This is a genomic window from Companilactobacillus hulinensis (assembly GCF_003946555.1).
In the GTDB taxonomy this organism is placed as follows: domain Bacteria; phylum Bacillota; class Bacilli; order Lactobacillales; family Lactobacillaceae; genus Companilactobacillus; species Companilactobacillus hulinensis.
Genome location: NZ_RHOO01000010.1, coordinates 45,781 through 59,368, shown reverse-complemented (window position 1 = coordinate 59,368; position 13,588 = coordinate 45,781). Strand labels below are relative to the sequence as shown.

The following is a 13,588-nucleotide window of genomic DNA, read 5'->3' as shown; positions in this document are numbered from 1 at the left end:
ATATTGAAACCATTGACTAAAAATATGTGGAGAGATATCGGTAAGTCTAAGGGTCGTTTCATTGCCATTATTCTTATTATCATGCTAGGAGTTTTGATTTTTGTAGGAGTGAAGGCAGCTGGACCGAGTTTGAATGATTCATTGGATACGACAGTCACATCCAAGAAGTTATCAGATGTTCAGGTCATTTCGACTACTGGATTCACTAAGAAAGATGTGGATTTGGCAGAAAAGGTTCGGGGAGCTAAAGCTGAAGCGGTTAAATATAAGCAGGTGACCGGCGGTAAAAATCACGTTGCGGTTGCCTTATATGGTTATAAAAAGTCTAGTAAGCAAAATCAATTGATTATTAGAAGTGGGCGTTTACCTAAAAATAAAGATGAAATTATTTTGGATCAAGTGGCTAAAACCAAATATGATTATAAAATAGGCGATAAATTTGTTTTTGATAAGTCAGCTGATCTGAAGCAAAGAACTTATAAAATTGTTGGATTCGCCAGTTCACCACAGTACATCGATAATGAATCTCGTGGTGTAAGTAATGTTGGTGATGGAACTGTTCGAATGTTTGCCTATATTTATGATAATCAGATGAACTTGCCTTTTGAAACAGAGATGAATGTTAGATTCAAGAGTTTACAGGCTAAGAATACTTTCACCGATAGTTACAAAGATGCTGTTGACGACAAAGTGAAGTTGTTAAAGTCACAATTCAAAGGTCGTTCAAAAGCTAGAACTAATGATTTGATAGGATCTAATATGGACACTATCAATGCTCAACAAAAACAGCTTGATTCTGTTAAAGCTCAGTTGAACCAGGCTAAGTTAGCGGGGATGGATGTCAGTTCTCAGGAACAAACTCTATCTGCACAACAAACCCAATTAACTGAAGCTAAGAAGAAACTCCAGAAACAAACCAAAACAACTTATACTTGGCAGACTAGAGAAGATTTGCCAGGATTCTCTGCTTATGGTGAGAGTTCGGATAGAATTGCGGCAATCGCCAATGTTTTCCCTGTTTTCTTCTTCCTAATTGCAGCTTTGATCACTTTTACAACAATTACGAGAATGATCGAAGAGGCTCGTGGACAAATTGGTACTTTCAAGGCACTTGGCTATACTAAGTGGGAAATTTCCAAGAATTATTTCTACTATGCTTTAGCTGCTGGTTTGATTGGTACAGTACTTGGCGCGGTGATTGGTAATGAGTCGTTGCCAAGAATCGTCTTGGCACTTTATAAGCAGTACATCCCGTTAACGTGGGATGTCAAATTCCAATGGTTGATTGCATTATTAGCGTTAGTATTTTCGTTGCTCGCAACTGTTGGTGCGGCTATGATCGTAGTTCGGTCAGAATTATCTGAAGGACCATCAGAATTGATGCGCCCTAAAGCTCCAAAGTCAGCCAAAAAGATTTTACTTGAGAGAATCAAGCCCTTGTGGAATAGATTGAGTTTTAACCGCAAAGTCAGCTATCGTAATCTGTTTAGGTTCAAATCAAGAATGTTTATGACTATCATTGGTATTGCCGGAGGTACGGCGTTGATCCTGACCGGGTTTGGTATTCAGAATTCTATTGGGGCTAGTGGTACACGTCAGTATGGAGAAATAGTTGATTATCAGGCAGTCGTTAGATTGGCTCAGAACGGCAAGTCCAAGAAAGCTCTGAAAATTCTGAATGATAATAATCAATATCGCAGCAGTACGGCAATTAATGCGACAACAGGTAAGGTGAAGGCTAACGATGAACAAGTCGATGATGTGAATATTTATACACCAGAGAAGCAGAACTTCTCTGAATATATTCATCTGAAAGATTCAAAAGATAATAAAAAGTTGAATTTGAAGGATAATCAGGTTGTTCTGACTAAAAAAATGGCTAGCATCTTAAAAGTGAAAGCTGGAGATACAATCAAAGTCAATTTGCCTAATGGCAAAGGTGGCAAGATAAAAGTATCTGCCGTAACTCAGAATTTTGTCGGTCATTTCATGTATTTGAATAAAACAACTTATACTAATCTCTTTGGTAGTGAACCCAGTGTTAATACACTGTTAGTTAATTTAAAGATACAGACTAATAATCAGAGAAATGACTTGGCTAACAAATTATTGAAGCATGGTGGGGTTATGGGTACTAGCTATACTTATGATCAACAGTCAACGATTGCTAAGATGACGTCATCCTTGAAACCAATCGTTTTGATCTTTATCCTCTTGTCAGGAGTTCTTTCATTTGTCGTTTTGTACAATTTGACTAACATTAATGTTTCTGAACGAATCAGAGAACTATCAACTATCAAAGTTCTTGGATTTTATAATAACGAAGTAACTATGTACATCGTTCGTGAGAATATAATCCTGACGATAATGGGAATCATCGTTGGGTATGGAGTCGGCAATCTGTTGACGGCCTATATTCTGAATCAAGCGTCGACTGCATTAGTGATATTCCCACTGACGATAAGTGTGCTAGGGTACATTGTGGCGACGGTGTTGATGATAGTCTTTACAGTTATTGTCATGCTGATAACTCATCAAAAACTCAAAGGTATCGATATGATTGGTGCATTGAAATCAAATGAATAGAGCATAAGAAAAGCTAATATGTGCTAGGATTAGAGTTAACTTTAACTAGAAGAGGCACGTTTATGGATACTAAAACTTCTGAAATACAATATAGAATTGGTGACTTTGCTGAAGTCACTGGATTGAGCAGTCCAACGTTACGTTATTATGAAAAAGAAGGATTGATCAAACCACATCGTACAGATAATGGCCTACGTTATTACACTGAACAAGATGCAAATTGGATCAAATTCTTATTACACTTGAAGAGTACTGGCATGACGATCGAGCAGCTCAAACAATACGTTATTTGGCGTGCTGAAGGGGATTCTACGATTGATAAGCGAATTGCTTTGTTGCAGGATGTCCGAGATAACTTTGAGAAGGAATTCGCTGAATTACAACATAGTTGGACGATTCTTAACGATAAGTTAGATTGGTATAAGGGTAAGGTTAATGGTCATATTGAGGACAGTGAAGATTTTTCAAAGTATTTGAAGAGACTTAACCACCATGAATAAGTTTCATTGTTCTCAGTTCTTCTGACTAATTTGTATTTTGTTAGTAAAAATAATTATTCATCTATTCAAAAAAGTTGTATCCCACTTAAATTTAGTAAGTGAGATACAACTTTTTTATTGGTTAATATCAAACAAAGAAAGTAATATTTTTTTCAAAATACTCCTTGACTTAAAGTTAACTTTAAGATGTTTAATAGTCTCTGTAATCAATTAGAGAAAAACAAAAGGAAGAATAATATAATGGCAAAATTTGAAGAACTCAAAAACGATGGTGTGTTTCCAGTTGGAGATAAAAACGACGCTTATGCAAAATATTTTATCGGTCAAAGTTATTTGAAAGGGCTAGTTTCAGCAGATGACAATATTGATGTCAGTGTTGGAAATGTAACTTTTGAACCGGGATGTCGTAATGATTGGCATATTCATCATGATGGATTCCAAATCCTTCTAGTTACAGGTGGAGAGGGCTGGTATCAAGAAGCTGGTAAACCTGCTCAATTATTGAAGAAGGGTGACGTAGTTGCTATTCATGACGGTGTTAAACATTGGCATGGTGCAACAAAGGATAGCTGGTTCAGTCATGTTGCTATCACAAAAGGTAGTTCAGAGTGGTTAGAAAAGGTCACTGATGAAGAATACAACAAACTAGGTAAATAGTAAGGAGAAGTAATATATGTCTGTAAAAGATAAAGTAGTAGTAATTACAGGAGCATCATCAGGCATTGGTGAAGCAACCGCAAAGTTATTGGCAAGTAATGGTGCTAAGGTCGTTCTTGGTGCTCGCCGTGAAGAAAAACTTGCAAAAATTGTCGGAGCAATCGAATCAGCTGGAGGCACTGCTGCCTACAAGGTGACTGATGTTCGTGATCCTCAAGAAGTTAAAGATTTAGTTCGATTGGCAAAAGATAAGTATGGCGCATTAGATGTTATTTTTAATAATGCCGGTATTATGCCAACTTCACCAATCAGTGCTTTGCACGTGGACGAATGGAATGACATGATCGATATTAATTTGAAGGGTGTATTAAATGGCGTTGCTGCCGTAATGCCTGAATTCACTAAGCAAAAACACGGTCAAATTATCACTACCTCATCAGTTGCTGGAATTAAAAGTTTCCCAGGAGCCGGTGTCTATGGTGCAACTAAATTTGCTGTTAGAAATCTAATGGAAGTTATTCGTACTGAAAGTGCACAAGAAGGTACAAATATTAGAACTGCAACTTTGTACCCAGCAGCCATCAATACAGAATTGTTAAAAACAATCACTGATAAAGATGCTAAAGAAGGTATGGATGAGTTGTATGATCAAGTTGGCATCGCACCCATTTCTATTGCACGTGTTGTTAACTTTGCCATTGATCAACCAGACGAAGTCAACGTCAATGAATTTACAATCTATCCAACTAAGCAAGCCTAGTTATTAATCGGTTGATATTTTTGTAGTGAATTAAAAATTATGAACTGGTGTTGATAGATGCTATAATATTCCTCGTAAACGAGAAGATCGACGTAACACCAAAGCCCCCAACAGGTTATGACTGTTGGGGGCTTTTTTACTTCAATTTACAAAGTGGTGTCTGGTATCACTCCTAGTGGTCATGTTCTTTTAAGTTCACTCAATAGATGTGACTGCAGTCCAAGTGACTTTTCCTTCATAAGATCCAGGGGTTGATCCATTTGGTACATACAGTCTCAATCCTTCTTGCGGAGCCCAAGTAATTGAACTTAGTGGACTACCAGAAATGGCATTTTCGACGATTGCCGTTGTTCCATTCGTAAGACTAGTATATGTTCCGTTTGCGTCGTAATATCTTAAGTCAGAATTCATGACTTGATCAGTATCGATAACATTGTTTCCACTTGAATCAGTAACTTCTTTATAGAGTGGTGTTGAAGTGATTTGAATTTGACTTTTGCCTTCTAGATCACGTCTGCCATCGTCAACGGTTAAGACGTTATTTGGTGAATTAGTATCATCAGTTCTATTTAGTAGTTCAGATCCAGATTGTTGCAAATGGGAACCAAAAGATATGTTGCTTGGATCGAGAGTTATATCTCCTGTTGTGAATTTGATAGTGTTTGAAGGACCATCAGAACTGTAACTTTCTCCATCTGAATTAATTCCGAAGATGGTTGGTGCACTTGTTAAGGTTTCGTTCTTATCTACTTCGGATACTTTATAAAATGCTTTTACAGTGTGTGTTTGACCTAGATTAAAGTTTAGTGAATCACTAGCCCCAGATCCAGATGGACTGGAGAATACAATTTCGTCATATCCTTTTTCAGTATTGTATTGATGGGTTACAGTGACACTTGCGTCCAGTGGAGCACCACCGACTAATAGAACTTTATTGTCAACCCATAGTGTTTCAAGGATAGATCCCTTTCTAACTGGAACTGTAAGTTTAGCGTTGGTTAAGGTACCAGTGGTGCTATTATTTGTTAGCGTATCTTGAAAATCCATTTCATCACCAGTCATGGTGTTATCCAAGAACGAATCGCTATCGGCTTGGGTATTTTCATTGGCAATCTCAATCTTTTGTGAAATATCCGGATCACCTTTGGTCAAAACATTTAATGCGGCTTTATTAGTGGTTCCGGTTTGAGTGGATGTGGATCCATTAGTAGTTTGAGAAACTTTGATCTTGGCATAATAGTGAGATCCATCATCAGATAGGGTAGTAGCAGGAGTTGTGTATGATAAGTTATTACCTTTATCTACGACCGTATCTGTCTTACCATCTGCTGAAACTTTGTGCCATTCAACTGATGTTGAAACATTATCAGCGGATGAGAAACTACCTTGTAATTTGAATGTAGCAGTTCCACCAACGCCGACTGTTTGATCATCAAGTCCACCACCGACACGGATCTTGGTGCTGTCGCTGATGGTCGATCCATCAGGATTGGTGTAGACGCCGGTAATTGTGACTGTACCATTGATACCTTTGGTGTTACCAGAAACGGCACCAGTATTCTCGTCAACTGATGCGATGCTTGAGTCACTGCTATACCACTTAACAGTACCAGTGGCATTTTCAGGATCGGCAGTTGCGTGCATCTGAGTTGTATCAGCAACTGGATAATCAAAAATACCAATGAAGTTAGAAGTTAAGTTATTGTATAGATAATCACTGTCTGAGCTTACAGTCACTGACTTGGCATTAACTGGATCAGGTAGTACGTGGACTTTGATAATGTTAGTGTACGCCATTGTATCGATCAATGGTCCCCAAGAAAATAAGGTGTACCAATCTGTCCACTGTTGATAATATTTAGTTCCAATTGTTGTTGGATTAACAGTCAAGTTTTGATTAGTTCCACCATCTTTGGATGGAACTTTATTGTAGATCAAACCGTCATCAGATGAATACCATTGATAATGGGGACTAGCAGTCAAACTCAACAAAGCCGAAAAAATGGAACGGCCTGCATCGGCGTACAAAGTTACCGGCTGACTAGTTGTCGTATAGTTATCGCTGTCTGGCTGAACATCATAGCCAGAAGTTAACCAAATACCAATAATTTTGATCGGTGGAGTGGATGGTATTCTGGCAGATTCGGCTTTTACATCGTATTGCAATTGAAATTCATTATTGGTTGTCATGGTACTAATTTTGGCTAGAAATAGAAAGGTTATTGTGAAAGTCAAAATTGATAAAGCTAATTTTTTAAATCTTTTCCTCATGTAAATCCTCACCTTTACATTTTGACAATATACTAAGCGTCTATTATTATTGCACCATTTTTAGTAAAATATATGCCAAAATATGAAATTATAAATATCATGAGGTGAGAAAAAGTACACAATGTTTAAACAAATTTGTTGATAAATGATAAAAAGGGAGCCATCTCTTACGTGATGTAACAATATCAAGTAAGAGATGGCTCCCTTTTGTATATATATGTGTGATTTAAATCCTTCTTTTACCAATAAATAATTTTGGTGGCAGAGCCTGTAAAAAGGTTATGCCAAGAATCAATAATGCTCCGGCAATTTCAGCTCCACCAATATGTGTGCTCAACAAAGTTACTGAAAGAATAGTGGCGGTCAATGGTTCAAAGGCACTCAGCATCCCGGTAGTTGTAGCAGACAAGTAATTCAAACTTTGGAGATAGAACAGGTAGGAGAACATTGTTCCACCGATTATGATAAAAATGATCATGATCCAAGCTTTAGTCGTCAATTGTGGAACTTGATTCAAGTGAGCGACTGGCGCAAAGACGATGCCACCGAGTAGCATTGACCAGCCGGTGACAATTCTGGCATCAAAGTTCTTGAGCAATTCACGTGGCAATAATGTGTATGAAGCTTGACTCAATCCAGAACCCACTCCCCAAAGAACCGCAAGAGGCGATAATGCCAGTGAATTCCAATGACCATGAGTTACTAATAAGAAGGTACCTATTAATGCAAGGACGATTGAAATCATATCAATACGTCTTGGCCAGTGCAGACTTCGAACTGATAAGTACAGAATGATAAATAGTGGTCCCAAAAACTGCAGTACGGTAGCTGTTGGCGCATTGCCGTACTTGATAGCCATGAAGTATGTATACTGTGCCGGCAACATCCCTAATAATCCGAAGCACAATAGTTGGAAAATATATCGCGGTTTCTTCAGGATAGAGAATAATTGCTTAGGCATCGCGATTCCACACCAAACTAGCAATAATATCCCCGCTAAAATAAGGCGCAATCCAACTAACCATTGAGTAGGGATGCTTTCCACGCTAAATAAGTATTGAGCAATGCTTCCAGAGAATCCCCAAAGAACTGGACCGGCAATTGCATAAAATAATCCTTTTTGTTGATCTGACATAGATAATTTCCCCATATAATATCGATATTCTGATAATACCAATATGCTAACATAATATAACTTAAAAAACTTTTTGTCGTGTATACTTATAACATAACAAATAAGGGGGAAACGAGAAATGCTTAGTGTGCAGCATGTAAGTAAGAGCTTTGGTTCACTTCAAGCACTAGACGATATCAATTTTGATATTCCAGATGGTCACATATTGGGATTGATCGGTCAAAATGGTGCCGGCAAATCTACAACATTTCACAGTATTCTGAACTTTTTGCATTACGACGGGCAGATAAATTGGCAAGGGGAGCCGATAACAGAGTCGGTCTTTGACCAGATCGGATACTTGCCCGAAGAAAGAAGCTTGATGCCCAAACTGACAATTGAGCAACAAATTGTTTATTTGGCACGTTTGAAAGATAAGTCTGCTAAAGAGATTCGACCACAGATAGATAGTTGGTTAGAGAAGTTTGCAGTTAAAGGTAATAAGAAAGATAAAATCAAATCATTGTCCAAAGGTAATCAGCAAAAGGTCCAATTGATCTGCACGCTGATTCATAATCCCAAGTTAATAATTCTCGATGAGCCATTCAGTGGATTAGATCCAGTTAATTCTGATTTATTGAAACAGGCCATAATTGAAGCTAAGAATAATGGTGCTTCCATCATTTTTTCTAGTCATGATATGGAGAATGTCGAGGAGGTTTGCGATAGTCTAGTTATGCTTAGAAATGGACGAATTGTCCTCGATGGTACAGTGGGTGAAGTTCGTGATCAGTTCGGTAAGACAAGATTGTTTGTTACGACCGATTGGACTGCGGACAGGTTATCACAGTTACCACATGTTATTTCAGTCATACAACGGGAGTACAATCGCTATTTGTTAGACTTGGATGATGAAACCGCTGGTAAAGATATTTTTGATACATTAACTAATGGTCAATATATAGAAGAATTCAGTCAGCAACCACCAACATTGAATGAAATATTCCGCTTGAAAGCTGGCGATCATAATGAATAAGCTTTGGATAGTCACTTTTGAAACTTTTTTGAGACAAGTTAAGTCATGGGGGTTCGTAGCTTTGGTTCTGGGGCCATTCGTTATTTTTGGTATCAGTATTGGTGCAGGTTATCTGAGTGCCAGTAGCGCTAGTGATAGTGATGATATTGCTGTATATGGTCAAAATGAGTTAAAAGATGCCTTCATTAAGCAGAACAAAGATGACATTAATACAAAGATTAAGTCAGTCTCTACAGCTGAAAAGAAAGTAAAAGCTAATAAGATAGCTGGTTATCTTGTTTTTACAACTGAAAATAACAGTGTGAAGGCAACCTACCATGGTTCTAGCTCGATTGACAACAGCATGAAGGCTAAGATTAATACCTTCACCATGGGTGTTCAGCAGCAATTAAACTATGCCAATGCACAATTAACACCGAAACAAGCACAATCATTGCAGCAGCAACCGGTGTTCAAAGAAGTGATCCGTAAGAAAACTGGAACGGATAATCTTGCCAAAATGATTTCTTTTTGGATAATTGTGATCATGGTGTATACGATCCTGATTACTTATGGATCGATAACGGCGCAAGAGATTGCATCTGAAAAAGGTACTAAGATCATGGAAGTTATTTTCTCCAGTACCACTGCTGTTAAATACTTTATCGGTAAGATTCTTGGAGTATTGTTAGTTATTATTACGCAAATATTGATTTATTTAGTTGGTGGCTGGGGGATGTTTGTCTATGCTCAGCACGCTGAATTGACCAAAGATGCAATTGCAAAGAACAAAGATTTGATAACTGCTGTCTTGCATAATATTTTAAGTTTGAATTTGGTTTATTTATTGTTAGGAGTAGTTATTTATACGATTTTGGCAGCACTTTGTGGAGCCTTGGTTGCCAAAGCTGAAGATGCTTCAAAGGCTGCTCAACCGGTAACCATGTTAAGTATGCTGGCATTCTTCATTACCTTTCCATTCCAAAACAATATGGATGTACTGCCAGTTAAGATACTGTCATATGTTCCATTTTTCTCATCATATTTCATGCCAATGAGAATTATCAATAATGAAGTTGCGCCGATCCAAATAATTATTTCATTAGCTATCTTGGTAGCAGCCATTTTACTGATGATTTACTATATCGGTAAGGTTTATCAAGGATTGATGTTACAAAATGATGATTCTAGTTTCTGGAAGAGATTGAAACGTGGATTGTCCTACAATAAATAAAAACGCCTCGGAATTTTTCCGAGACGTTTTTTAATATCTAATTAGAAGAATGCACTATATAGTTGAACTGCGACGATAGCACCGCAGATAGGTGCTACAACTGGAACCCAAGCGTACTTCCATTGACAAGAGCCCTTATGTGGAAATGGCAACATGGCGTGAAGTAAACGTGGACCAAGATCACGAGCTGGATTAAGAGCTGGACCAGTAGGACCACCGAATGAAATAACCAAACACATAACTAAGAATCCAAGACCAATGAAGTCAGCACGAGGATCGATATGATCTGAAGTAAGTGCGACAGCACCAAAGACAAGAATAAAAGTACCAATAAATTCGTTAATAAATCCGTTCAAACGACTGTTTTCAGCATCAATTGTTGAGAAAGTACCAAGAATTGATTCAACGTTTTCAGTCTTGTTGTAATAAGGCTTGTATGCAGCAACGACAAGAATCTGACCAAAGATTGCTCCAAGCATTTGAGCAAGAAGATATGGACCAACTTCTGCCCATGGGAACTCATTGTTAATAGCAAGAGCCAATGTCATGGCTGGATTGATTTGACCGCCTGAGATTGGTCCAAACATCATAGCAGGAATCATAACACCGATACCATAACCGAATCCGATTAAGATCCACCCACCGTGGAAACCTTTAGTACCTTTTAATTCAACGTTGGCAACTGAACCGTTACCCAAAGCAACCATAATTGCGGTTCCGATGAATTCCGCAATACAGCGTGTTAATAATGTGTAATGCATTATTTATACCCCTAATAATTTTTTTTAATGCAAAATTGATTCAGACAACAAAAAATTGCTCCAAAACGCGAAGCAATTACCTAACATATTTCTGAAAATAAATCAAAATTTTTGCAAACAACATTTATTAGTGTACCATACAATTCACTTTTCTTAAGAGATTAATTAGAAAACTGGATAGTTTCGTGATAGATGATTATAATTGAAGTTAAATTTTAAGTAAGAGGTATGGGATATGAAAGTTCTAAGCTTGGTAAATTTAACAGATCACCAGAAGGAAAGAATTGAGAAGATTCCTGGTGTCGATCTGGCAATTACTTCACCTAAAGAGGTTACTGCAAAAGACTTAAAGGATGTTGAGGTTCTGTATGATTGGACTAACTCCTTAAAAGCTGATATTTTGAACAGTCCAAGTTTGAACTGGGTTCAAGTAGTTCGTGCCGGAGTGGATGCTTTGCCACTTCGTGAGTTATCTGATAAGGGTATTACTTTGACAACTGGATCAGGTGCCAATGCCATTAATATTGCGGAACAAACAATTGCTTACATGTTGATGTTGATGCGCAATATGAACCTTGCTGTTTTGCAACAAGCAAATAAAGAATGGAAATACGACGAACCTTATGATGAAGTCTATGGTAAGACCGTCATGATCATTGGTGTCGGTCATATCGGTAGTTTGATTGCACAATACGCTAAGGCTTTGGGAATGAAGACCGTCGGAGTACGCCGTTCTGATCAATCAGATGTTAATATTGATGAAATGATTCCAATGTCAGATCTTAAAGACAATCTTAAACATGCTAATTTCATAGTTAATGCATTGCCAGATACTTCCGAGACAAATGGCCTATTCAATTCAGAATTATTTGACGCAATGTCTAAGAAAGCCTTCTATATCAATATTGGACGTGGTAAGACGACTAATATGGAAGACCTTGTTTCTGCCCTACAAGAAAAGAAAATCTCAGGAGCCGCACTTGATGTCACAACTCCAGAACCATTAAATGAAGATAGCCCATTATGGGAAATGAAGAATGTTATTATCACACCACATAACGCCGGTGCCAGTGTACATTATGGAGAACGTGCCTTTGGCATCTTTAAGCGCAATTTGAAGTCATACGTTGAAAATGGCGAAGTCGTTGAGAACGTGGTTGATTTTAGTGAAGGATATTAAAGAGCGTGTCAAAAAGCGGGAACTCCTGAGCATTACCTAGGATAAGTAGAGTGTCACGAAGTGACGCACTACTTATTCGTAGTAAGCGCAGAGGTTTGCCCCTTCGCAACTCGTTTCAAACCACAAAAAAAGAAGCTAAACTTACCGTAAACAGTAAGTTCAGCTTCTTTTTATATTCAGTATCTTTTGCCATCTAGCAGAGTCAGTAGTACGAAACTCATTAACTAAGTTTTGAAGATTACGTATAAAATCACTTTCTAATCTGTCCATCACCTTGAACCAAATACTTGGTAGTAGTCAACTCATTGGCACCCATAGGTCCTCTTGCATGAAGTTTTTGAGTACTGATACCAATTTCAGCACCGAATCCAAATTCATTACCATCGGTAAAACGTGTTGAAGCGTTAGCGTAAACGACGGCTGCATCTATTTGTTTCATGAACTTACGGCTAGAAGCGTAGTTTTCAGTGATAATTGATTCACTGTGCTTTGTGTTATATTTGTTGATATGTTTAATGGCACCATCAATATCGTCAACAACTTTAACGGCGATAATATAGTCGTTATATTCGGTATACCAATCGTCTTCAGTTGCAGGAATAATGTCAGGAATAATTGAAACAGCACGCTCGTCACCACGGACTTCAACGTTGTTTTCCTTCAAAGCCTTGTAAAGCCTTGGTAGGAACTCATCAGCGATATCTTTGTGTAAAATAACTTTTTCAGCTGCATTACATACGGATGGGCGTTGAACTTTGGCATTAATGATGATCGCTACAGCCTTGTCCAAATCAGCGTCCTTATCAACATAGATATGACAATTACCAGCACCAGTTTCAATAATAGGAACTTTGGCATTGTTAACGACCATTTTGATGAATCGACCTGATCCTCTAGGAATTAGGACATCGATATAGTCAGTTAATTGCATCATTTCATTAGCGATTTCGTGACTAGTATCTGAGATTAATTGGATAGCATTCTCAGTTATACCAATTTCCTTTAGAGCACTACGCAAAGTATTGGCAAGAACAATATTAGAATTGATAGCTTCTTTACCACCACGTAAGATAACAGCATTACCGGATTTGAAACACAATCCGGCCGCATCAACGGTAACGTTTGGGCGAGCCTCATAAATCATCCCAATAACACCAAGTGGTACACGTTCTTGGATAATATCCAATCCAGCATCAGTAGTCCATCCACGGTCAACTTTGCCAATAGGATCGGGCAGGGCGACGACTTGTCTAAGTCCATCAGCCATGCCAGCAATTCTGGAATCGTCCAATAATAGACGATCAACCATGGCCTTAGCCATGCCGTTTTTCTTAGCTTTTTCAATATCTTTTGTATTTTCTGAAATAATATTTTTGCTATTGGCGATTAATGCATCAGCCATTTTTAATAGGGCGTTATTTTTATCAGTTGTACCAAGTTGTCCGAGGTCAAAGGCTGCAGCTTGAGCATCTTTGCCCATTTTGTTTAGATCAGTCATATCATTCAACTC

General features: G+C 38.0%; 11 protein-coding genes. 7 read left to right on the top strand and 4 right to left on the bottom strand.

The annotated features are described in order from the left end of the window. Positions 1-3: 3 nt before the first annotated feature. The 4 genes from EKM66_RS06850 to EKM66_RS06835 all read left to right on the top strand — a co-directional run bounded on the left by EKM66_RS06850 (position 4) and on the right by EKM66_RS06835 (position 4,503). Positions 4-2,586: an ABC transporter permease gene (locus tag EKM66_RS06850; RefSeq protein ID WP_125762940.1), complete on the top strand. Its 2,583-nt coding sequence runs from the start codon at positions 4-6 to the stop codon at positions 2,584-2,586. A 62-nt stretch (positions 2,587-2,648) separates the two neighbouring features. After that, positions 2,649-3,086, top strand: coding sequence for a MerR family transcriptional regulator (locus EKM66_RS06845; protein ID WP_125762938.1), 438 nt, complete (start codon positions 2,649-2,651; stop codon positions 3,084-3,086). 240 nt (positions 3,087-3,326) lie between these two features. Further along, positions 3,327-3,743, top strand: a complete 417-nt coding sequence (locus EKM66_RS06840; RefSeq protein WP_125762936.1) for a cupin domain-containing protein — start codon at positions 3,327-3,329, stop codon at positions 3,741-3,743. A gap of 16 nt (positions 3,744-3,759) precedes the next feature. Then, entirely contained in the window at positions 3,760-4,503 is a 744-nt protein-coding gene (locus tag EKM66_RS06835) for an SDR family oxidoreductase (RefSeq protein ID WP_125762934.1), read from the top strand. A 195-nt stretch (positions 4,504-4,698) separates the two neighbouring features. Here EKM66_RS06835 and EKM66_RS06830 read toward each other — a convergent pair whose 3' ends face one another. Together EKM66_RS06830 and EKM66_RS06825 are read right to left on the bottom strand one after the other, a co-directional pair. Next, a complete protein-coding gene (locus EKM66_RS06830; RefSeq protein WP_125762932.1) occupies positions 4,699-6,774 on the bottom strand; it encodes an Ig-like domain-containing protein in 2,076 nt (691 codons plus the stop codon). Positions 6,775-7,000: 226 nt separating this feature from the next. After that, positions 7,001-7,909: a DMT family transporter gene (locus tag EKM66_RS06825; RefSeq protein WP_125762930.1), complete on the bottom strand. Its 909-nt coding sequence runs from the start codon at positions 7,907-7,909 to the stop codon at positions 7,001-7,003. A gap of 118 nt (positions 7,910-8,027) precedes the next feature. Here EKM66_RS06825 and EKM66_RS06820 point away from each other — a divergent pair, with 118 nt between their 5' ends. Both EKM66_RS06820 and EKM66_RS06815 read left to right on the top strand, forming a co-directional pair. Continuing rightward, the gene (locus EKM66_RS06820; protein WP_125762928.1) at positions 8,028-8,924 is read left to right on the top strand and encodes an ABC transporter ATP-binding protein; all 897 of its coding nucleotides are present in this window, start codon (positions 8,028-8,030) and stop codon (positions 8,922-8,924) included. Next, a complete protein-coding gene (locus EKM66_RS06815) occupies positions 8,917-10,137 on the top strand; it encodes an ABC transporter permease (RefSeq protein WP_125762926.1) in 1,221 nt (406 codons plus the stop codon). The genes EKM66_RS06820 and EKM66_RS06815 overlap by 8 nt, the downstream gene beginning before the upstream one ends. A gap of 41 nt (positions 10,138-10,178) precedes the next feature. On the opposite strand, the gene EKM66_RS06810 is transcribed toward EKM66_RS06815, so the two are convergent. Continuing rightward, complete coding sequence (locus tag EKM66_RS06810) at positions 10,179-10,898, bottom strand: MIP/aquaporin family protein (protein WP_125762924.1); 720 nt, start codon at positions 10,896-10,898, stop codon at positions 10,179-10,181. 235 nt (positions 10,899-11,133) lie between these two features. Here EKM66_RS06810 and EKM66_RS06805 point away from each other — a divergent pair, with 235 nt between their 5' ends. Continuing rightward, positions 11,134-12,078: a D-2-hydroxyacid dehydrogenase gene (locus tag EKM66_RS06805; protein WP_125762922.1), complete on the top strand. Its 945-nt coding sequence runs from the start codon at positions 11,134-11,136 to the stop codon at positions 12,076-12,078. 250 nt (positions 12,079-12,328) lie between these two features. On the opposite strand, the gene EKM66_RS06800 is transcribed toward EKM66_RS06805, so the two are convergent. Then, positions 12,329-13,576 carry a glutamate-5-semialdehyde dehydrogenase gene (locus tag EKM66_RS06800; protein ID WP_125762920.1) on the bottom strand — a complete coding sequence of 416 codons (1,248 nt, stop codon included), beginning with the start codon at positions 13,574-13,576 and terminating at the stop codon, positions 12,329-12,331. Positions 13,577-13,588 lie beyond the last annotated feature (12 nt).